Origin of the sequence: Empedobacter sp. UBA7248 (genome assembly GCF_002472945.1) — a bacterium.
GTDB classification, from domain to species: Bacteria; Bacteroidota; Bacteroidia; order Flavobacteriales; family Weeksellaceae; genus Empedobacter; species Empedobacter falsenii_C.
In genome coordinates this window covers 127,131-149,604 of the sequence record NZ_DKSU01000016.1, presented here as the reverse complement: position 1 = coordinate 149,604, position 22,474 = coordinate 127,131, and the positions used below count along the sequence as shown (strand labels likewise).

14 protein-coding genes, 1 tRNA gene and 1 pseudogene are annotated in these 22,474 nt (G+C 32.2%); 9 read left to right on the top strand and 7 right to left on the bottom strand.

All coding sequences use genetic code 11. The annotated features are described in order from the left end of the window. Positions 1-39: 39 nt before the first annotated feature. Positions 40-807 (bottom strand): tryptophan synthase subunit alpha, encoded by a 768-nt coding sequence (gene trpA / locus B4A23_RS15250; protein WP_291121187.1) that lies wholly within the window; start codon positions 805-807, stop codon positions 40-42. A gap of 2 nt (positions 808-809) precedes the next feature. Next, complete coding sequence (locus B4A23_RS15245; protein WP_291121185.1) at positions 810-2,015, bottom strand: endonuclease; 1,206 nt, start codon at positions 2,013-2,015, stop codon at positions 810-812. A 91-nt stretch (positions 2,016-2,106) separates the two neighbouring features. On the opposite strand from B4A23_RS15245, the gene B4A23_RS15240 reads away from it, so the two are divergent. From B4A23_RS15240 to B4A23_RS15215, 6 genes are all read left to right on the top strand, one after another. After that, entirely contained in the window at positions 2,107-4,863 is a 2,757-nt protein-coding gene (locus tag B4A23_RS15240) for a carboxypeptidase regulatory-like domain-containing protein (RefSeq protein WP_291121183.1), read from the top strand. A 27-nt stretch (positions 4,864-4,890) separates the two neighbouring features. Then, a complete protein-coding gene (locus tag B4A23_RS15235; RefSeq protein WP_291121181.1) occupies positions 4,891-6,282 on the top strand; it encodes a DUF5689 domain-containing protein in 1,392 nt (463 codons plus the stop codon). 384 nt (positions 6,283-6,666) lie between these two features. Further along, positions 6,667-9,678, top strand: coding sequence for a SusC/RagA family TonB-linked outer membrane protein (locus B4A23_RS15230; protein ID WP_286487139.1), 3,012 nt, complete (start codon positions 6,667-6,669; stop codon positions 9,676-9,678). Between the two features lie 14 nt (positions 9,679-9,692). Then, positions 9,693-11,180, top strand: coding sequence for a RagB/SusD family nutrient uptake outer membrane protein (locus tag B4A23_RS15225; protein WP_291121178.1), 1,488 nt, complete (start codon positions 9,693-9,695; stop codon positions 11,178-11,180). A 327-nt stretch (positions 11,181-11,507) separates the two neighbouring features. Beyond that, on the top strand, positions 11,508-14,555 hold the full coding sequence (locus tag B4A23_RS15220) for a SusC/RagA family TonB-linked outer membrane protein (RefSeq protein WP_291121176.1): 3,048 nt from the start codon (positions 11,508-11,510) through the stop codon (positions 14,553-14,555). Positions 14,556-14,573: 18 nt separating this feature from the next. Beyond that, a complete protein-coding gene (locus tag B4A23_RS15215; protein ID WP_291121174.1) occupies positions 14,574-16,019 on the top strand; it encodes a RagB/SusD family nutrient uptake outer membrane protein in 1,446 nt (481 codons plus the stop codon). A 68-nt stretch (positions 16,020-16,087) separates the two neighbouring features. Here the strand turns inward: B4A23_RS15215 and B4A23_RS15210 are convergent, their stop codons facing one another. From B4A23_RS15210 to recF, 3 genes are read right to left on the bottom strand one after another with little or no spacing between them, the layout of a single operon-like run. Then, a complete protein-coding gene (locus B4A23_RS15210; protein WP_291121172.1) occupies positions 16,088-17,047 on the bottom strand; it encodes a YheT family hydrolase in 960 nt (319 codons plus the stop codon). Further along, the gene (locus B4A23_RS15205; protein ID WP_180905351.1) at positions 17,048-17,350 is read right to left on the bottom strand and encodes a DUF721 domain-containing protein; all 303 of its coding nucleotides are present in this window, start codon (positions 17,348-17,350) and stop codon (positions 17,048-17,050) included. It lies immediately after the preceding gene. Then, positions 17,347-18,426 (bottom strand): DNA replication/repair protein RecF, encoded by a 1,080-nt coding sequence (recF, locus tag B4A23_RS15200; protein WP_125350783.1) that lies wholly within the window; start codon positions 18,424-18,426, stop codon positions 17,347-17,349. Before recF ends, B4A23_RS15205 begins: the two co-directional genes overlap by 4 nt. Positions 18,427-18,732: 306 nt before the next feature. Between recF and hisS the strand changes: the two genes are divergently transcribed. The 3 genes from hisS (at position 18,733) to B4A23_RS15185 (ending at position 21,609) form a co-directional block, all read left to right on the top strand. After that, entirely contained in the window at positions 18,733-20,109 is a 1,377-nt protein-coding gene (gene hisS / locus B4A23_RS15195) for a histidine--tRNA ligase (protein ID WP_291121170.1), read from the top strand. 41 nt (positions 20,110-20,150) lie between these two features. Continuing rightward, positions 20,151-21,071: a PfkB family carbohydrate kinase gene (locus tag B4A23_RS15190; RefSeq protein ID WP_291121168.1), complete on the top strand. Its 921-nt coding sequence runs from the start codon at positions 20,151-20,153 to the stop codon at positions 21,069-21,071. 94 nt (positions 21,072-21,165) lie between these two features. Next, positions 21,166-21,609, top strand: coding sequence for a hypothetical protein (locus tag B4A23_RS15185; RefSeq protein ID WP_038336496.1), 444 nt, complete (start codon positions 21,166-21,168; stop codon positions 21,607-21,609). Between the two features lie 41 nt (positions 21,610-21,650). Here the strand turns inward: B4A23_RS15185 and B4A23_RS15180 are convergent. Together B4A23_RS15180 and B4A23_RS15175 are read right to left on the bottom strand one after the other, a co-directional pair. Beyond that, positions 21,651-21,724, bottom strand: a tRNA-Arg gene (locus tag B4A23_RS15180). Between the two features lie 83 nt (positions 21,725-21,807). Next, positions 21,808-22,434, bottom strand: a pseudogene (locus tag B4A23_RS15175) (LURP-one-related family protein); the annotation flags it as partial. Between the last annotated feature and the right edge of the window lie 40 nt (positions 22,435-22,474).

Sequence of the window (22,474 nt, the reverse complement as noted above, 5' to 3'; positions counted from 1 at the left end):
TAGTCAAAACAAAAAGNNCTTTTTGTTTTGACTATTTTTTTATTTCAATTGAGATAGAAATTTTTTTATGGCTTCTGAAAGATTTCCGTTCGAATTTTCTAAAACACGTAAAAAAGCACTTCCGATAATTGCTCCATTTGCGTAATTCCATGCTTTTTCTACATCAGCTTTTGTCGAAATTCCAAATCCAATTTGATGCGGTTTTGTCAAACCTAAATTTTTAACATTTGACAAAAAATCTTCATTATAATTAGATTGTGTTGCGCCAGTTGTAGCTGAACTCGAAACGATATAAACAAATCCAGAAGTTGCATCATTAATCTCTTTAATGCGTTTTTCTGTTGTTAAAGGTGTAATTAGAAAAGTAATTTTTTGATCGTATTTATCAAATAATTCTTTGTGTTGCGCCAAGTAAATTTCGTACGGCATATCAGGTAAAATCAAGCCTGAAACTCCACTTTCTTGACAATTTTGTAAGAATTTTTCTAATCCAAATGTCATCACTTGGTTATAATAACCCATCAAAACAATTGGTGCAGAAATTTCATTTTGAACCGATTTTAATTGCTCAAACAAAATATCCAATGTCATTCCATTTGCTAACGCTTTTTCACTTGTAGCTTGTATTGTTGGACCATCAGCTAAAGGATCAGAATATGGAATACCGACTTCGATAATGTCAACATTGTTTTGATCTAATTCTTTTAAAATAACAGGGGTATCCGATAAATTCGGATACCCAGCTGTTGTGTATATTGTAATGAGGTTTTTATTTTTTTGACTAAATAATTGCTCTAATTTGTTCATTTTTATTTTGCTTGTTTTAATAAGATTGTATAGACTGGAAAGTGATCAGAATAACCGTTTGCACGATAAGTATCGCCGCTCCACATACGGTTAGGGAATCCTTTATATGCACCTTCTGTCGCTTTTAAATAATCTTTGTTGTAAATTTCAGTTTTGAAGATTTTATACGTTGAATAATCTTTATTTTTTGTAACCAATGATGAAGTCGAGATAAATTGATCAAATAGATTCCAAGCATCACGATAAGCTAAAGTACCAACACCTTTTTTGTATAAAGGTAACATAGGATCATAATAACCGTTATCCGAAACTTTAGCAATTTCTCCAGCCGGATCAAATGTGTTTTTAATACTTGGAGAAATAGGATCATCATTAAAATCACCCATTGCAATTACTTTTGCATTTGGATTTTTAGATTTTAACTCATCAAAAATTCCTTTCATCACCTTTGCTGCTTCCATACGAGCTGGCATCGAAACTTTTTCTCCTCCACTACGAGAAGGCCAGTGATTTACTAAAAAAGTGATTTCTTCACCGTCTAATAAACCTGTAACTTGTAGAATATCACGCGTATATTTTCGTTTACCTTCAGCATCATAATTGAAAATTGGATGAGGTCTTGCATCAATTACTTTGAAACGAGATTTTTGATACAATAAACCTGTATCAACTCCACGTGCATCAAATGAATTGAAATGAACAATACCATAATCGTATTTTTTCAAAGCAGAACTTTTTGCTAAATCTTCTAAAGTTTCTCTTGTCTCAATCTCGCAAATACCAACGATTACTGGAGCAGAACCTGTAACATCTGCACCTAATTCGCTAATAACTTTTGAAATATTATTGACTTTCTGGAAATATTTTTCTGTATTCCATCTTTTATTTCCGTTTGGTAAAAATTCTTCTTGAAGAATTAATGGACGGATAATTTTCTTTCCTTTTATATTTTCGTACGTATAACTTTGTTTGAATTCTTCTGTTTCATACTTCGAAATGTCAGATTCTGCAATCTGAATGTGGTAATTTTTGTCATTAAAAGGTAAAGATCCATTTACATATCCAACTGATTTTATGGTGTCAAAAAGATTTTCAACATTGTAAAAGGCTACGGTTGCACTACTGTATTTTGTCTGACCCTTAACGTTTAATGTTAAAATAAAAGTAAAAATGATGAATAAAGTTAAAGATTTATTAATTTTAAACATATGTTATTAATTATGAATTTATTAAATTTGTTGTCCTATTTTTTCTGATGAAGGAAATAAATAGCTAATTTATAAATAAAAATTCGTTTGAATGAACAAATTATTGTTAAGTCTTTCAGTCTTTGCTGCAACTGTCGCTATGGCGCAGGCGCAAACAAAGGTTACTGGGGTAGCAAAAAATGCTGCTACAGGTGAAGAGGTTTATAACCTCACTGTACGTTTGGACGGAGGAGCAGTAAGCGATGCTGCTATCACCGATCGTATAGGTTATTTTCAGTTTGTAGATATTCCGGATGGAACATACAAATTACAAGTTTATGGCGTGGGCTATGACCCATATGAAAAAGAAATCACTGTAACAGGGCAAAAAGAGCTTGACTTAGGTGATATTAAATTAACATTTAATCCAAATACAGCAGAAGTTGGAATTATTACATTAACAGATGATGAATTATCTGATGATGAAAGTTCGACAGCTTCAAATTCAGGACTTTTACAATCTTCGCGCGATGTTTTTGCTCGCGTTTCTGCTTACGAATTAGGTTCGTATTGGTTTAAACCAAGAGGTTTAGACAACAAATATAATGACGTATTATTCAATGGAGTTCGTATGAACAAAATGGATAATGGTCGTGCAACTTTTAATAACTGGGGAGGTCTGAATGATGTAACTCGTCGTCCAGATGAGTTAACATACGGAATCGAACCTTCTAATTATGCTTTTGGAGATTTAGGTGGAGTTACAAATTTTGATACTCGACCTTCAACAATGCGTAAAGGAGTAAGTTTGGCTTATTCTAGTACAAATCGTTCATATAGAAATCGTGTGATGGCAACATACAATACAGGATTGATGGATAACGGTTGGGCATTTATGGTTTCGGGAAGTAGACGTTGGGCAGATGAAGGTATTATAGAAGGTACTTTTTATGATGCGTATGCTTACTATTTAGGTGTTGAGAAAAAGTTTAATGAAAAACATACTTTAAACTTTACAAGTTTCGGTGCTCCAACTCGTCGTTCTACAGGTTCTCCAAATACGCAAGAAGTTGTGGATTTGAAAGGTATTTACTATAATTCTTATTGGGGATGGCAAGATGGTGAAAAACGTAATGAACGTGTAAAGAAAACTTTCGAACCAATTAATATGTTGACGCATCATTGGAATATTAATAATAAATCTAAATTAACGACAACTATTTCTTACCAATTTGGAAAAGAAAGTGGATCTCGTTTAGATTGGTTTAAAGCAAATAATCCATCACCAACATATTACCGTAATATGCCAAGTTACTTAGCTTTTAATGGAGCGTCTGCTGATGCAATCGCAGAAAGAGAGCAATTATGGAGAAGTGGTCAAATCTCTCAGTTAGATTGGGCAAGTATGTATCGTGCGAATGAAAATAGTACGACAGGAAGAGCGGCTTATTGGTTAACTGCTGATGTTAATGAAGATAAAACGGCTACGGCTTATACTAATTTTCAAACAGAATTAACTTCAAATATAGATTTAACAATTGCAGCATCTTATCAAAATACAAAATCTAAATTGTATCGTGAGATTCAAGATTTATTAGGTGCACAATATGTATTAAATGTAGATGATTTTAATGTGACGACAAATTTACCTGTTAATCATTTTTATAATTTCAACTTATTAGATCCTGATTATGTTGCCAAGAAAGGAGATAAACAAGAGTATTACTACGAAATTAATCGTGATTATGCAGATTTATTCGCGCAGTCTAAAATTAAATCTAAATACTTAGATGTTACTATTGGGATGAAAGCTGCTTTAACGAAGTTTTACCGTGATGGAAAGTTCCAAAATGAAATGTATAAAGACAATTCTTACGGAAAGAGTAAAACATATGATTTTGTAGACTTTGGTGTAAAATCTAACTTTTTAGTAAAATTAGATGGACGTAACTTTATTCAAGCAAATGTAATGTATCAGACAGAAGCGCCAACTTCTGATGAGATTTTTCCAAATGCACGTCTTAATGATGTAACCGTTGATGGAATAGAAAGTGCTAAAATATTCTCAAGTGATTTATCTTATATTTTAAGAGCTCCACGTATCAAAGCTCGTGCGACGGCTTTTTATACTAGAACAAAAGATGAGATAGAGAAGGCTTTTGGATATATTGATGGTGTTTCGGATCAAATTTTTGTTTCTGAGGTGATGACAGGTGTTGGAAAAGAATATTTAGGAACTGAGTTGGCTGTAGAAGCGCAAGTTTTACCAGTTCTTACAGTTTCTGCTGTAGCTGCTATTGGACAATATGTATACAAAGACAATCCTGATTATAACCTATATTCTGATGAATTTGGGATTAATGGAATTCCTTACAAAAATTATGGAACTGCTTATTTAGAAAACTATAAACTTGCTTCTGGACCTCAATCAGGATTTACTTTAGGTGCTGAGTATCGTGATCCTAAATTTTGGTGGGTTGGTGTTTCTGGAAACTATTTAATGAACAATTATGCAGATCCTGCTCCTTTTAGAAGAACAATTAATTTTATTACCCAAAATGGGGTTCCAATTAATGGAGTAACAGAAGAAGGGTTGAAAGAAGTTTTGAAACAAGAGAAGTTTAGTGATGAGTTTATGTTGAATATCAATTTAGGAAAAACGTTCCGTATTGGTAAATATTCAGCAGGGATTTCAGGAACAGTAAACAATGTACTGAATAATAAAAACTATGTTACAGGAGGTTTTGAACAAATGCGTACAGGTAATTATAATAATGCAATTGATAAAAACTACCAACGTATGTTTGGTTCAAAAATGTTCTACGGAATGGGAACAACTTATTTCGCTAACATTTATTTCAGATTTTAATTTTATTAACAACGAACACAATTTAAAATGAATACAATATCAAAATTAACAATAGCTGGTGTTTTAAGCTTAGGTTTATTTACAGCGCAATCTTGTGTGCAAGATGATGATTATGCAACACCTCCAATTGAATGTAATTTACCAAGTCCTAATATTTCTTTGGCTGACTTAGTCTCTAAAGTAACTGCTGGATCTATAAAATTAGATGCTAATAAAGCAATAGCAGAAGATTTAATCGTACAAGCATATGTGATATCTAGTGACGAAACGGGGAATTTTTACAAAACGATTTCTTTACAAGATAAAGTTGAGAACCCTACAACAGGTATCCAAATAGAAATTGACGGAAGTAATTTATATAATTCTTATCCATTAGGAGCGCAAGTGCAAATTAATTTGAAAGGGTTAATAGTTGCGAATGATCGTGGAGTAATGAAAATAGGTTCTGTAGATCCACAATATACTGTTGGTCGTATTCCAAGTGCTGTTATGTCAACTTATATGGTTAAAACATGTGAAGCAATCCAAACGATTAAACCAAAAGTTGTTTCTTCATTAACAGATGCTTTAAAACCTGAAAATCTAAATACATTAGTAACGATAGAGGGAGTTCAATTCAGTGATCCTGATGGAGATAAAACGTATGGGGTTTCAGGGACTACAGTGAATAGAGTGATTGTAGATAAAAAAGGAAAAGAAACAGATTTACGTAACTCTGGCTACGCAACGTGGTATGCAGATGCTTTACCTAAAAAAAGCGGGTCTATTACAGTAGTAGTTTCTCGATACAATTCAACTTATCAAGTATTTATCCGCGATACGAAAGATGTGAAATTTGATCAAGATAGATTTACTACAGGAGGAGGAGGTACAACTCCAGGAGCAGAAGCAGCTAATTTGTTATTTAAAGGTTCTGATTTTAATGTTTGGGCAGACTTTTTAGCTTCTATTAATACATCATTCGGATTAAAAGGTTATGCTACAAGTGGAGTTGGATTAGGAAGAGATAATAGTAATGGATTACAAATAAAAGGAACTCCAGATGCTAATGATTACGTCTTTACAGCGATTAATACGTTAACTCCAGCTTCAACTTCTAAAAAAATTACATTCTATGTGAAAGGTACATCTGCAAAATCATTGTCTTTAAATGTTTATAGAGCTGCAGGAGGTTATGATGTGTACAACGTAGGAGATTTATCTTCTTCTGTAACTTTAACAAAAGCTGCTTTAAATAGTAGTAATAATGGTACAAATAGTTATACAGGAACTATTGACACGAAAGGAGAATGGGTTTTAGTTACACTTGATCTAACAGGAGTTGATTTAATGAAAACATCAGGTCAAGATGTTTTTGCATTAAAAGTAGGATCAAAATCGGCATATGATTTAGTTATCGATAATATCAAAATTGACTAATTAATCAGTTTCAATACTATAATATCTAAGGCAACCAATTGGTTGCCTTTTTTTGTTTTTATTAGGTTAATAAATTCCTAAATATTCTTCATTTTTTAACGTGATTTCACATTCTGAAATGTATAAAATTCAAATAAAAATTAACTATTAATATATATTGATTTTATTTAATTCAAAAAAAATTAACATAAAATCAATTTTAATTTTATTAAAAAAAGTTAAAAAAATGTATTAAAAATGTCAATAATGTATTTAAAATTGAAAAAATGATAAAAAAAAGAGTTTAATGTCTTATTTAGATAAAATGTTAATTATATATCATTTTGTTTTTTTCTCTAAAAAATAATGTTCAGATTTGTTACCCTATTTTATAAAAATAAGACTATGAGGAGAAGAATCACATCTTTGAGTTTGTTGGCTTTCTTAGGTTTAGGAACAGCTGCATTTGCTCAAGTAACAGGTGTTGTAAATGACGCAGATAATTTTCCGGAAGCGGATGTAGAAGTATCTGTAAAAGGTACGGACAAAGTTGTCTATACTGACCAAGACGGAAAATTTGATATTGATGCTAAAATTGGAGATATTTTAGTTGTTAATGGAAAAGAATTTAGTGTTACAAGTAACGCTTTAGGTACATTAAAGTACGCTGCTGCTACAAATTCTACGGTTGATTTAAGTGAAGTTGTTGTAAAATCTATTTTCAACGCTCCATCTAAATCAGGTGTAACAACTGTAAAAGCAAAAGATTTAGAACAGATGAATCCATCTGTGTCTATCGACCAAATGATTGGTGGTAAAGTAGCAGGTTTATCTTCTCAAGCGATGAGTGGTGCTCCTGGTGCAACAGCTAATGTTACTATTCGTGGTGCAATTGGTTTGAATGGTGGTGTAAAATCTCCATTATATGTTGTTGATGGTACATATATGACAGCTGCTGATGTTAATGCTATTAATCCAGCTGATATTGAAGAAGTAAAAGTATTGAAAGATGCTTCTCAATTAGCAATTTTCGGTTCTCGTGGAGCAAATGGTGTAATCATCATGAAAACAAAATCTGCGAAAAAAGGAGAAGCAATTGTTTCTTATTCATCTCGTATTGGAGTGAATCAAATGGTTGATTTGCCAAATATCAACTTGATGAATGCAGAACAATTATTAAACTACCAAAATGGTTTAAGTACTATTGGTAATTTAGGTTTGGGACAAGCTCGTACATCACAAGAGATTGCAACTTTGTCTAAAAATAATCATAAATGGTCTGATGATCTATACAAAAACGGTATTACATCATCTCACTTTATTTCGATTAGTAAAAATGACGGTGAATCATCAAATAACTTTTCTGTAGGTTATGATAAAAACGAAGGTGCTGTTAGATACTATGATGGTTTAGAAAGAATTACAGCAACATTTAATAACACAACAAAAGTAAAAGATTGGTTACGTTACGGAATCAATGTAAACGGATCTTATACAACGTTAGATTCTCCACGTGACCGTGTAAATGCACAATCTCCATTCTATAATACATTGTTAAACCGTCCTTACGAGACTTTTTATTCAATGGACGCGAACGGAAATGTAATTTTAGATGCAGATGGAAATAAAGTTTACAATCCTAATGCTAACTACATGGGATATCCTGTTGCTGATGAAATGGAAAAAACGGATGCTCAAACAAGATATTTACGTATTTATGGAACTGGTTTCGTTGAAGCAGATCTTGCTAAAAATGTAACTGCTCGTACAACTTTAGGTGCTACTTATAACCGTACACAATACGAAAATTTCTTAAAACCATCTTCAGTTTTATCTCAATTATTAGGGGACGGAGGATCTAAAACAGATAGAAGTACAGACCGTTTTGATTACAACTGGCGTAATGAGGTTTCTTACGAAAATACTTTTGGAGGTAAACATCATTTACGTGTTACAGCGGCATCAGAATATATCAACCAAAGTTTATATTCGATGACAATGTACGGAATTGGTTTTCCTAATGATTATTTACAAACACAAGGTTTAGCAACGTTAATCGAACAAGATTCTAAATCAGAAAGATGGAGAGTTTCTAAATTTGGTTATTTAGGAGCAGCTTCTTATGATTTTGCTAATAAATATTTCGTGGATGCTTATGTTCGCCGTGATGGTACTTCATTAGCAGGTTTAGATAACAAATATGGAACTTTCTGGGGTGTTGCTTTAGGATGGAACATTGCGAAAGAAGGTTTTTTACGTGATGTAAAAGCTGTTAATAACTTAACGCTTAAAGCATCTTATGGTGAAGTAGGAGATGACTCTGCAATTTCACGTTACGCAAATTTAACTCTTTTACAATTAGATAAAACTTATAACGGTCAAGCATCTGCATTCCCTGATGGTAATTTATCAAATAGAAATACTACTTGGGAAACAAATAAGAAATTCAATGTAGGTTTAGATTTTGGATTCTTTGGGAATCGTTTAACAGGATCGATGGCTTACTTTAATGAATTGAGATCAGACTTTATTTTTAATCAACAATTAGCTCCAGAAGCTGGTGGGTTTACTACAATAGTAAATGCAGGTGAAATCAAAACTGAAGGATTTGAATTAGAATTAAACTATGATGTAATCCGTTCTAAAAACTTTGATTTATCTGTTTACGGAAATGTAACAAATCTAAAATATAAAATTAATGAATTAGCAGATGGCAATAATTCTTTAATTATGTCTGATTCATACGAAAGTATGATTCATGTTGAAGGAGGTAAACCTTATCAATTCTATTTAGTACGTCATGCAGGTGTTGATGCAAATACTGGTAAAGATTTATACTTAGATAAAGATGGAAACGTAACTGACGTTTATGATGGAGGTGATGCAGTAGCGACTAACAAAACTCCACTTCCAACTTTAATGGGAGGTTTTGGATTGAATGCTAAAATCTATGGATTTGATATTAATGCAGACTTTACTTATTCTGCAGGAGGATATATGTATAACAATACATATGCTTACTTAACAGATCCAACATCTTTAGATAACCACGTTGTAGAAGCTGCTGACTATTGGAAACAAGCTGGAGATAATGCTTCATTTGCTTTACCAAATACAACAGGGCCAGAATATTCAACAAAATATTTAGAAAAATCTGATTATATCGCATTCCGTAGTTTATCATTAGGATATAATTTTACTGATTTAGTAAAAGGAACATTTATCAAAAACTTAAGAATGTTTGCTCAAGTTCAAAACTTAGCATTGTGGACAAATTACCATGGTAACCCAATTGCAGGTACAGGAACAAGTGAAAGTAGTGCAGTAGGTTCGTCAGGATATGTATCAAACTCTTTTACGGCGTTCTCTTATCCATTAGTTCGTTCTTATTCTATCGGATTTAATGTATCATTCTAAAAAATTATAACAAAATGAAAAAAAATATATTAGTATTATCATTGTTAGCTTGTGCATTAAGTTTTACATCTTGTAGTGATGATGATATCGATCAAAAACCTTACGATAAAATTGAATTTGCTGATTATTATAAAACCGAATCTGATTTCACAACGGCATTAAATGGTGTTTATCAAGGATTTTCTCAAGCAGGTTACTATGCAGGTTTAAGTAGTGCAAGTGATATTGTTTCTGTAGGAGATATCTTAGCAGATAATTTAATCTTAGATCCAAATGGACGTCGTGCAGGTCAAAGAGCACACACTTGGTCATATAACTCAAATTCAGTTCCTACGAGTATTTATTCGTCATCTTATAATATTATTTCTAGAGCTAATATTATTTTAGCAAATACAGATAATTTACAAGATGGAGATTTCAAAAATAATGTAATTGCACAAGCAAAAGCAGTTCGTGCATTGGCTCATTTTGAAGTAGCTCGTACATATGCTGAGATTCCAACACAGTCTGCAGAAGCAAGTTCTACTGTTGGTATTGCTTACGTCGACAAATATGATCCTACAGCAATGCCAAAACGTGATGCTACGATTACAGAATCTTATGATAAAATTATAGCAGATTTAGAAGCTGCAATTCCAAATTTAGAAGCTTCTTCAGAAACTTCTGTTATGGGTAAATCTGCAGCGCAGGCTTTATTAGGAAAAGTATATTTATATAAAGGAGATTATAAAAAATCGATTGAATTTTCTAAACCGGCTGTTGATGCAGTTGCCCCAGCAACACAAGCTCAATTAGCAGGGTTATGGACTTCTAATAATAGTAATGGTGTTTTATTCGAAATTCCATTTATCAATTCTGGAGATCCAACAATTGGTACTAACTATAGTCAAGGAGCAACGAACGAAAATATAGTAATTGAATATGCTGTAGATAAAGATTTTTATGCTTTGTATAATCAAAAATCTGAATCTGAGCGTATTAATGCATATTTTAAAGTGTTTAACCCTAAAAACCATGATGGTGAAGCTGTTATTGCAGTTAATAAATACATTAATGGGGCAGTAAAATTAGGATTGAATAACGGACGTTACTTACGTGTAGAAGAAGCAATTCTTAATTTAGCAGAAGCACAATATTTATCAGGAGATCAAGGTTCTGCTTTGTTAACTTTAAATAAATTAAGAGATGTTCGTTACTCTACTTATGCAGGTGGAGAAAATGGAGTAGCAATTTTTGATGCAATTCAATTAGAGCGTCGTAAAGAATTAGCTTTCGAAAACGGAGATCGTTGGTTTACATTAAAACGTTTACAAGGAGTTGCTGGTATATCTTCTGTTTACACAAGCGGTATTCAACGTAGTGGAAATGGTTATTTAGCAAATGGTACAGGAACTGCTTCTTCAGAACAAACATTAAAAGCTGGAGACCACAAATGGCAATTGCCAATACCACAATCAGTTTTAAACTTGAATAAAAATATGACTCAGACTCCTGGGTACTAATATTTAGTTAATATACATAACATTTTATTATATAGGCTACTGTTTTTACAGTAGCCTATTTTATTGTCTTAAAATTTGAGTTTTAATATTTTTTTAACGTTTTTCTTATATCAATACTCTAATATAGTTAATTTGTTGTAAGTTGTATTTGATAAATATTGCATCTATTTTCGGTTATTTGTAAAAAATATAGGTTGTATTATTAATAATATACCTTTATGAGGAAAAAATATTTAAATACTTGATAAATAAAAAAAATACTTAACTTTTTGGAAATCTTAAAAAAAAGTTAGAGTTTTGTCTAAAATGTTATAAAATATTAAAACTATGAGGAGAAGATTAACATCTTTGGGCTTATTAGCTTTCCTAGGATTAGGAACAGTGGCTTTTGCTCAAGTAACGGGTGTAGTTAACGATGCTAACAATTTTCCAGAGTCTGATGTAGAGATTACTGTAAAAGGTACAGATAAAGTTGCATATACAGACGAAAATGGAAATTTTAACATCGATGCTAAAGTTGGTGATACATTAGTAATTAATGGAAAAGAGTTTAAAGTAACATCTACTAAGTTAGGGGCTTTAAAATATTCAACGGAATCTAAAGATATTTCATTAGGAGAAGTAACAATTCTTGGAGGTATTAAGTTAGATGAAGCTCAAAAAATTGGAGCTTTTCAGACTGTGAAAAAAGAAGATTTTGAAAACACACCAGTAGCTTCTGTAGATGAGGTATTAAATGGTCGCGTCGCAGGATTAAATTTTTCTACTGGAGGAGGTCAACCGGGGTCAGCTAATATAATTGCAATTCGTGGAGCTGCTTCTTTTGTAGGAACAACAAATCCTTTGTATGTTATTGATGGTGTAATTGTTGGTAAAGGAGCTGATAATGCAGGGATAATGACTTCATTTAATCCATTGTCTTCTATTGATCCAAATCAAATAGAATCTGTAACAGTTCTTAAAGATGCATCTTCAACAGCTTTGTATGGTGCGCGTGGAGCAAATGGAGTTATTGTTGTTACAACAAAAAGAGGAAAATATAATCAGCCAACTAGATTTAATGTTTCTACAGATATGGCGGTTCAGAAAGTTGCTTATGATAAGGCAAACTATATGGATGCGAATGAATTTGTGAAATGGGGAGGTTTAACAGTTTTTAATAACCCTACTAAAATGGCACAAGAAGGTCTTACTACTATGGAAGACGCTGTTAATTGGTTTAAAGGTCCTAAGTATTTAGAATGGGATGGGGTAACTAATGAAAACTGGAGAAAAGGTATTCAAAGAAATAATTCTACTGTCAAAACATATAACTTCTCTGTTATGGGAGGAGGGGAAAATACTTCTTTTAGAGCAGGGGTATCTTACTATGATAACCTACCTTTGATAATAAATTCTAAGTTTGATCGTTTAAGTACTTCATTAGCTGTTGACCATAAAGCTTCAGAAAAATTTAAAATGGGAGCTAATATTAACTTCACAACGGTTAAAAATAGAACTTATTTAGATGGAGGTGCATTTTCTAATCCGTGGTTGACACAATGGACAACAATTCCAACGACACCAATTTATAATACTGATGGTTCTTATAATACAGATTTAATTGGTGCAGGAGCTCATAATCCAGTAGCTGTCCAAAAAAATAATTTTGTTAAAGGAGCGATTTCTACATTTTTAGCATCAGTATATGGAACTTATAATTTCACTAAAGAGTTAGCATTCGATACGCAATTTGGTACTCAATATCAATTACTAGATGAAAAACAGTGGTATAGCCCTTATTATGGAGATGCGGTTTCTGTTGGTGGTAGATTATATGACTCAAAAAGACAATATTTAGATTGGAACTGGGTAAATACAGCATCTTATAAAAAAGTTTTTGCTGATAGACATGACTTGCAAGTGTACGTAGGAATGGAGTATCAAGAGCACAAAGGTATTTTTAATTTTGCTCATGGAACAACTTTCTTAATTCCTAATCCAATGATGTCTAATGCAGGTAGTATTATTTCTGCAACAGGTTCTAATGTTAAATGGACTCAATATTCATATTTTACACGTTTGAATTATGTATTAGATGGTAAGTATTCATTATCTGGGCAGTTTAGACGAGACTCAAACTCTACGCTTGGAGAAAACGAGAGACATGGAAATTTCTGGTCTGTTGGTGGTTCTTGGAATATAGCAAGAGAATTTGCCATGACAGGAACAACATTAATGTTGAGAGCTAACTATGGACAATTAGGAAATATACCTTATGCTGATTCTTGGGGATATATTTACAATAGCAAGACACTAATAGGAATGGATTCTAGTTTATATGGTGATACAGCTGGTTTTACTTTGGCAACTGTTGGTAATCAAGATTTGAAATGGGAGGTAACAAAACAATGGAATATCGGATTAGATTATGGTTTTGCAAATAATTTAATATCTGGTTCTATTGATGTGTATAATAGAAAAACCTCTGATGCAATTTTTCCGTTAGCTCTTCCTACTGACACTCCTTCAACAGTAGGTTCTATAATGACGAACGTTGGAGAAATTACAAATAAAGGGATTGAATTAACATTAACTGCTCGTCCTATAAATAACGAGTTTAAATGGTCTTTGACAGGTAATTTATCATATAATAAAAGTGAAGTAACAAAGTTGCAAGATCCTGAAGCATTATATATGGTAGGAGCTTTAAAAGCAGTACAGCAAGGTAGACAATTTGGCGAATATTATACATATGGATGGGCAGGAGTAGATCCAACAAATGGTAATGCTTTATGGTACACAGATGAAACTAAAACAGCTACTACGAATGTTAGATCACAAGCTAAACAATTTTTCCAAGGAAAATCTCCATTCCCATCATTTATGGCTGGTTTAAGATCCGATATGTCTTGGAAAGGTATTACTTTATCTGCATTCTTCTCAGGAGCATTTGATTATTCTGTATTTGATGCATGGCAATCATATTCTATTAATGATGGAGCTTATGGTTACTATAATCAGAATGTAAATTCTTTGTATGACTCGTGGACACCTGAAAATCCTAATGCAAGTAATCCGAAACAAGTATGGGGTAATGCTTCAGCATCTAGTAGCCCTTCAACAAGATGGTTAAAAGATGGAGATTTTATTCGCTTAAAAGAATTGAAATTAGCATATAGTTTTGGTGACTTGTTAAAAGAATCGAATATTAAGAATTTAACAGTTTATGTAAAAGGACAAAACTTAGTAACTTGGGTATTTGACAAAACTTTGACATTTGATCCTGAATCAAATTCAAATGGTTATGATTATCCATGGCAAGGGAAAGGTGTATATGATTACACATCTCCTATTATGAAAAGTTACTCTTTAGGTGTTTCAATTGATTTTTAATAGGTAAATTGATATAAAATGAAAAAAATAAAATATATATTATTAGTTGCGTTTGCAATATCTCTTTCATCATGTGGAGAAGATTATTTAAATGAAGAACCTGGGACAGGAATTGAGGTTCCTGCTGGTCAAAATCCAATAAAGGATGAGGCTACGATGAAAAACTTACTTACAGGTATGTACAATCAATTTAAACATACTGAGGCATTTGGTTCAACCATATTAAATGTAGGAAATTTAGTTTCGGACGATGTGTTTGTAAGTGTATCAAATAGTGGTTATTATAGAACTACTGATATGATGACTTGGACACCGTCGGGTTCTGATTTTTTGCAGTATAATAAATTATATGATGCGATAGGATTAAGTAATTTTATTTTAAATGCTAAAATAGAAGAGACAGCAAATGTAAAAAGTTATAAAGCACAAGCTTATACTGCAAGAGCATTAGCTTTATTTTATTTAGTTAACTTTTATTCTGCTAATCCAACATCTGGTTTAAATCAAAATTTAGGTGTTCCAGTTTATACCGGAGAATTCGATCAGTTTGGAAAGTATCCAAGAAAAACTGTTAATGAAGTTTATGATCAGATTATTTCTGATTTAACAGCTGCGACATCTAGTACTTTTGCAGGTGCTAATAAAGGTTATTTCTCAACAACTGCAGCGCAATTAATACTATCTAAAGCTTATTTAACAAGAGGGCAGTCTGGTGATTACCAAAAAGCAATAGAACATGCTGATAAAGCTTTAGCTTCAGGAGGCATGACAAACTTAATAAAGAAAGATAAATTAGTAAATTATTTTTATCCTTCTACAAAGTCAGAAAATGATAATCAAGCAGAGACAGTTTGGGAGCTTAACATGTCAGAAAAATCAAACATAGGTGTTAATACGTCTATGGGAGTTCTATATGACCCAGCAAGTTCTAGAAGATCTGAATATGTAAGAGCTAGTTTATATGATAAGTATGATGCAACAGATGTGCGTAAAACTTTGTTTACCAAAAGTACTGTAACAGCTGATAATCCTCCAGGATATGCTGTTAAAAAGTATAAATGGACTATTTCAGATCAAGGTGTTAATAAACCAAATGTAGCTAACATCAGAATTTTTAGATTAACAGATGCGTTATTTGTAAAATGGGAAGCAATGGCTAAATCAGGTCAAGGTACTGCGGCTTTAGCTGAAGTTAATGCATTTGCTATTGAAAGAGGTGCTACGACAGCATACACTGGAGATGCTCTAACTGCAGTGTTGAATGAAAAACGTAAGGAGTTCGTAGGAGAAGGACAACGTTATTTCGATTTAAAACGTAATAATTTAGATTTAGTAAAAGGAACTAATTGCTCTGGGGCAAATTGTACAGTTTCTGCAACAAATAAATTATTTGTTTTACCAGTTCCAACTTCTTCAACTAATATCAATACAGAAATGGTTCAGTATCCAGGTTGGGAAAATTAATTTAAAAAATTAAATTTATCATATCAACCCCTCGAAGCTTGCTTCGAGGGTTTTTTTTATGTGTAAAATTATTTTTTCTCAATAAACTCCCAAGCTCTAATCTCCGCCCAAGAATGTTTATTGTTTTCTAACGTGAAGCCACAGTGTCCACCATATTTAGGCATTTCAAAGGTGCAGAATTTATGGTTTTTAAAACGTTCGATAGGATAACAATCTTTCCCTAAAAAAGGATCATTTGCAGCGTTAACAATCAAACATGGTGTTTTAATATGGTCTAAAACAGTTGCAGGAGAAGCTTTGTGATAATAATCTTCTTTAGATGAATAACCATGTAAAGCCGCTGTAAAATATTCGTCGACTTCATCAAAAGTCTTTATTTTATCAATCATTTCTTCATTCAAAATACCTGGAAATTGTTTAGCTTTTATTTTAAATTTTGGAACTAAAGTGCGTTTGAAATTTTTAAAATAAACAGTATTCGGAAATATTTTCAATGTATCAGCACATGATTTTAGAGAAATTGGTGCAGAAAAAACAACAGCAGATTTTATCTTGTTCGAAACTTTATAACCTCCAAGATAATTCAAAACCAAAGCTCCACCCATCGAATAACCAATCAAATAAATTTCTTGATAATTTTCTTTCAACGCCTTTTCTACAACTCTGTGTACATCATCAATTGATCCATGATGATACAAACGACAAGTGTCATTCATTTCGCCTCCACAAGTTCTGTGATTCCAAGCCAAAATATTAAATCCTTTGTTGTAAAAATAATCTGAACACGAATTAAGATACGTTCGTTTTGAATCGCCTTCTAATCCGTGAAAAAGAATTATTAATTTGTCTTTATTATTTTGAAATCGCCAATCCAAATTCAGAAAATCACCATCATCAGTTGTGATTTTTTCTCGAGTATAATTTGGAACAGGGTATTTCTTGAATTTCGCCGGAATAATGGTAGAAAGATGTGCATTTCTGTTGATGAAATTAGGTGTAGGGTAAGTAGAATGTTCGATGTAAGGCATTTAAAATATTTTTACGTCAACTAAAAAATCCTTTTTAATTTCTTCATTTATATTAGCTAAAATCTTCGATTTTCCCATCAATAATTCTTGTCTCATTGCAGGAGAATTAATTTTTACATACAAAACCCTTTGTCTTACTTCAACTCGGTCCGTATATTTTTCGAAAAACTTTCCCATCACCGTTTGCCAAGCCTCTTCTGCTTTCACTTCCCAAATCAATTCTTCCTTTCCACTCTGTTTAATGAAATGCTCCAAAGCTTGTCCAAGCGTTTGCTGATTACTTCTTTTTTCGTACTTTTTCATAAACGGAAAACTTTACTTTCAGAATTAATTTGTTTGATGATTTGCTCCGTTCTTTCGGGATGTGTATCAGTAATGAAAATTTGACCAAATCGTTCTTCATTCACTAATTTAATCAATTGTGTTACACGATGTTCGTCTAATTTATCAAAAATATCATCCAATAATAACAAAGGTGTTATGTTTAAGGATGATTTGATGACTTCTAATTGCGCTAATTTCAACGCAATTAAATACGATTTTTGTTGACCTTGCGAACCAAATTTCTTGATTGGATAATTGGTAATCGTAAACAATAAATCATCTTTATGAATTCCGGCTGTTGAATATTGTGCAGAACGATCTTTGTATAAAGCTTCTTTCAGAACCGTTTCAAAAGGTGCGTCATTAAGCTGAGAAACATATTCGATGTTTACTTTTTCTCGACCTTCCGAAATTTCATTATAATATTTCAAGAAAGCATCCAAAAAAGTTTGAATAAATTCTTTTCTAACTTCATGAATTTTTTTTCCTAAATGAATCAATTCTTCATCGTAAATTTCCAAAGAAGTTGAATCAAATGTATTATTTGCAGCAAAGTATTTTAGTAACGCATTTCGTTGAACTAAAACTTTGTTGTATCGCATTAAATCAGCTAAATATTGTTTATTCGACTGCGAAATAATATTGTCCAAAAATTTGCGTCGAACTTCACTTCCTTCTTTGATTAAATCGTTATCATAAGGCGAAATCATCACCAAAGGATATTGTCCGATATGATCAGAGATACGGTCATAAGATTTCGAATTTCGTTTTAATTGTTTGGGCTGACCAGAACGAACCAAGCAGAAAATGACATCATCAGATTCATTTCGATCAAAAGTTCCTTCTAATGTAAAAAAATCACAATCGAACTGAATATTCATCGCATCCGAATGATTCAGATAGGATTTACTTAAAGCCAAATAGTGAATAGCATCCAAAACATTGGTTTTGCCTTTCCCATTTTGTCCTACAAATGCATTAATTTTTGGTGAAAATTCGAAATTATTTTCATCAAAATTCTTGAATTGTCGCGCTTTAAGTTCTTTCAAATACATAAAAGCAAAATTACGATATTAATTAGGATTTATAAGATTGATTTGTGTAGTGATTGTCAAGCTGAATTTATTTCAGCTTCTCATCCTCTTTTTAATTTTGTATAGAATTATCATTCAGAGCTTGTTTCAGAATCTTTCCGCAGCATAATTTATTCTTTTAATAACGTGATGTGAACCTGAAACGAGTTCAGGTTGACTTTGAGTATTTTAATTAAATCCTTTCTAAAACAATGATTTTGAAACAAAATGTCGAGTTAAAAATCAAAATGATGTATTTTTGTGTCTTTAAAAGAAAGAATTAGAAAAATGGCAATTCAAAAACCATCGATTCCAAAAGGAACAAGAGATTTCTCGCCTTTAGAAGTGAATCGTCGTCAATATATTATCAACACGATTAAAAAACAGTTCGTGTTATTCGGATTTTCTCCAATCGAAACTCCATCATTCGAGAATTTATCAACCTTAACAGGTAAATACGGAGAAGAAGGAGATCGATTAATTTTCAAGATTTTGAATTCTGGAGATTATTTAGCAAAAGTTGATGAGCAATTGTTAACAGATAAAAATAGTCAAAAAGTAATTGCTCAAATATCTGAAAAAGCGTTGCGTTATGATTTAACTGTGCCTTTCGCGCGTTATGTTGTACAGCATCAAAATGAAATTACATTTCCTTTCAAACGTTACCAAATTCAACCAGTTTGGCGTGCCGATCGTCCTCAAAAAGGTCGTTTCCGTGAGTTTTTTCAATGTGATGCGGATGTTGTAGGTTCGGATTCGTTGTTACAAGAAGTTGATTTTGTACAATTATATGATTCAGTTTTTACAGAATTAAAAACGCCAGTTGAAATTCATATCAATAATCGTAAAATTTTATCAGGTTTAGCAGAAGTAGCAGATATTTCGGCTCAATTGATTGATTTTACTGTGGCTTTAGATAAGTTGGATAAAATTGGTGAAGAAGCGGTGAAAGAAGAGATGCGTGGAAAAGGAATTTCTGATTCTGCGATTGAAATTTTATCACCTTTGTTCTCAATGAATGGAGATTATAAAACACAATTTGCTCAATTAAAAGAAATTTTAAAATCTTCGGAAACTGGATTAAAAGGGATCGAAGAATTAGAATTTGTTTTTGAAAATACAACAACTATTGGTTTACAATCTGCTGAATTAGTATTAAACTTAACATTAGCACGTGGTTTAGATTATTATACAGGAGCTATTTTCGAAGTGAAAGCGAAAATCGGAGAATTCTCTTCATCTATTGGTGGTGGAGGTCGCTACGATGATTTGACAGGAATTTTCGGATTGAAAGATATTTCTGGAGTTGGAATTTCTTTTGGATTAGATCGTACATATTTAGTTTTAGAAGAAAATAATTTATTCCCAGCTTTAGAAGATTCAACAAATATCCAAGCGTTGTTCATTAATTTCGGAACGAAAGAAGCTGCTGAGGCAATGAAATTGGTGAAACAATTACGTCAAAGTGGAATTAATACAGAGGTTTATCCAGATGATGCAAAAATGAAAAAGCAAATGGGATATGCTGATAAAAAAGGAATTAAGAAAGTAATTCTTTTGGGTGAGAAAGAAATTGCAGAGCAAAAAGCGACGGTAAAAGATATGATTTCGGGAGAACAAACTGAAGTTGCTTTTGTTGATTTAGCGAATGCACTTATTTCTTAAAAGTTCTATATATTTGCAAACTATTTAATTAAGAATATAAAATGAGTTTATTAACAGTTGGTACAGTTGCCTTTGATAAATTAGAATCTCCTTTCGGGAAAACAGATAAAATCTTAGGTGGTGCCGCTACATATATCGGTATGGCGTCTTCTTTATTGGGCGTGGATACTGCAATCGTTTCAGTTGTTGGTGGAGATTTTCCACAAGAATACATCGATTTATTAATTTCAAAAGGAATTAATTTAGATGGTTTAGAAATCGTAAAAGAAGGAAAAACATTCTTTTGGGAAGGTAAATACCATAACGATTTGAACACACGTGATACGTTAGCAACAGAATTGAATGTTTTAGAAACGTTTAATCCAGTTGTTCCTCAAGATCGTAAATCTCCAGACGTTTTGATGTTAGGAAATTTACATCCATTGGTACAAAAAGGAGTGTTGACGCAATTAGAAAAACGTCCAGGTTTGGTTGTTTTAGATACAATGAACTTTTGGATGGACTGTGCTTGGAATGAGTTGATGGATGTGATCAAAGATGTTGATGTAATTTCTATTAATGACGAAGAAGCGCGTCAAATGTCGGGTGAATATAGTTTAGTGAAAGCGGCTAAAAAAATCATGACATTCGGACCAAAAACTGTAATCATCAAAAAAGGTGAACACGGAGCTTTATTATTCCAAGAAGAACAAGTTTTCTTTGCACCAGCTTTACCATTAGAAGATGTATTTGATCCAACAGGAGCAGGAGATACATTTGCAGGTGGTTTCTCTGGATACTTAGCAAAAACAAACGATTTCTCTTTTGATAACATGAAACGAGCAATTGTTTACGGATCTGCATTAGCGTCTGTAACTTGTGAAAAATTTGGTACTGATTCATTAGGAGCTCTAACGCGTGATGGTTTAGCTGAACGTTTGAAAGCATTCAAAAAATTAATGGATTTCTCAATTAATTTATAAGAGAATTATTCATCAAAATATTTAACCTCGAGAGCTTCTCGAGGTTTTTTTTATGGATTAATTTTTGTGTAAATTGAACTAATAAATTTTAATCATGAAAAACAAAATTATACATCTTCTCATATTGGCATTTTCCTCTTTACTTTCTGGAATAATGATCTCGAAAATGTCATTCATCGGTAAAGTAGGAATCACAATTATTTACAACGAATATACGATCCTGAAATCGTGGTGGAAAACAGCCTTGTTATTATTCGCTATACAAGCTGTTATTTTTATCGTATTATCCATTTGGAATGAGAAAACAACGAAGCGTTTTAAACGTTTGTTATTGCCTCTCATTTTCCTTTTTATGGGAATTATTGGATTAATTTATTGCTATTACGATTTTACTGAAACATCACATCGTTTATTGAAAAAGACTTTTCATTTCGGATTTTATATTTTTTGGTTCACGTGGTTTGGGAATTGTATATTCTTTATGACAAAAAAATCTCAAAAAGTAGAAGAAATTCCACAAGAAACAGAAGTGTATTAAAATAAAAAAGCTCATCAAATTTTGATGAGCTTTTGCTTTTGTGACCGAGACAGGATTCAAACCTGTAACCTCTTGAGCCGTAATCAAGTGCGCTATTCAGTTGCGCCACTCGGCCATTCCTGATAAGGAACTATTGTTCTTATTTTGGACTGCAAATATAAAGACTATTTTTGAATCTGCAAATATTTTTAAATAAAATTATCCTCGATCTCTATCGCTTATGAGCATCATCATAAAACTCAAAACAAAAAGTGTATCATTTTCGGATGATTGATATTGATTTAATTTAAATTTTCGTCCAAAGAATGAAGGTTCTTTTGATACTTCCATCATTTCTTTTCCTTGTAAATCAGTTAAAACATATTTTGGATTGAAAATATAACCTGAGAAAAATCCTACAACGGGAATTTCTCCAACCATTCCGTCCATCATACGTGTAAAACCACTACGTTCGTTGATTGTAAATAAATGATTATCGTTTGCGTCGTAAATATGAAAAGTCGCTTTCCAAAAGGATTTGAAAGTTTTTCGTTTTGCTTTACCAACAACATTTCCGTTCGCATCTGTAATGGTAAAAGTTTGTTGAAAATCGATGACTTTATTTGATCGAAGTTGAAAAAGTTCTTCTTTTTTTGATGAATCACGGTAGATTTTAATCACATCTCGCCACGAAAGAATTTTTTCGCGTACATAAAACACAGGTTGATTATTAGCATCTGTTACAGAAAAATCATTGGAAAAAGTTGCAATATGAAACTTTATATCAAGCGGAAATTTTAGGTTGTTTAAATTCATAAGTATTGAGTAATTTTTATCAAAAATAGATTTTTTTCTGACATAAAAAAAGGTTCAGAATTTCTGAACC

What these genes read in the sequence shown, in the direction of transcription:
- trpA (WP_291121187.1), bottom strand. Translation starts at nt 807, where the DNA reads ATGAACAAATTAGAGCAATTATTTAGTCAAAAAAATAAAAACCTCATT.
- B4A23_RS15245 (WP_291121185.1), bottom strand. Translation starts at nt 2,015, where the DNA reads ATGTTTAAAATTAATAAATCTTTAACTTTATTCATCATTTTTACTTTT.
- B4A23_RS15240 (WP_291121183.1), top strand. Translation starts at nt 2,107, where the DNA reads ATGAACAAATTATTGTTAAGTCTTTCAGTCTTTGCTGCAACTGTCGCT.
- B4A23_RS15235 (WP_291121181.1), top strand. Translation starts at nt 4,891, where the DNA reads ATGAATACAATATCAAAATTAACAATAGCTGGTGTTTTAAGCTTAGGT.
- B4A23_RS15230 (WP_286487139.1), top strand. Translation starts at nt 6,667, where the DNA reads ATGAGGAGAAGAATCACATCTTTGAGTTTGTTGGCTTTCTTAGGTTTA.
- B4A23_RS15225 (WP_291121178.1), top strand. Translation starts at nt 9,693, where the DNA reads ATGAAAAAAAATATATTAGTATTATCATTGTTAGCTTGTGCATTAAGT.
- B4A23_RS15220 (WP_291121176.1), top strand. Translation starts at nt 11,508, where the DNA reads ATGAGGAGAAGATTAACATCTTTGGGCTTATTAGCTTTCCTAGGATTA.
- B4A23_RS15215 (WP_291121174.1), top strand. Translation starts at nt 14,574, where the DNA reads ATGAAAAAAATAAAATATATATTATTAGTTGCGTTTGCAATATCTCTT.
- B4A23_RS15210 (WP_291121172.1), bottom strand. Translation starts at nt 17,047, where the DNA reads ATGCCTTACATCGAACATTCTACTTACCCTACACCTAATTTCATCAAC.
- B4A23_RS15205 (WP_180905351.1), bottom strand. Translation starts at nt 17,350, where the DNA reads ATGAAAAAGTACGAAAAAAGAAGTAATCAGCAAACGCTTGGACAAGCT.
- recF (WP_125350783.1), bottom strand. Translation starts at nt 18,426, where the DNA reads ATGTATTTGAAAGAACTTAAAGCGCGACAATTCAAGAATTTTGATGAA.
- hisS (WP_291121170.1), top strand. Translation starts at nt 18,733, where the DNA reads ATGGCAATTCAAAAACCATCGATTCCAAAAGGAACAAGAGATTTCTCG.
- B4A23_RS15190 (WP_291121168.1), top strand. Translation starts at nt 20,151, where the DNA reads ATGAGTTTATTAACAGTTGGTACAGTTGCCTTTGATAAATTAGAATCT.
- B4A23_RS15185 (WP_038336496.1), top strand. Translation starts at nt 21,166, where the DNA reads ATGAAAAACAAAATTATACATCTTCTCATATTGGCATTTTCCTCTTTA.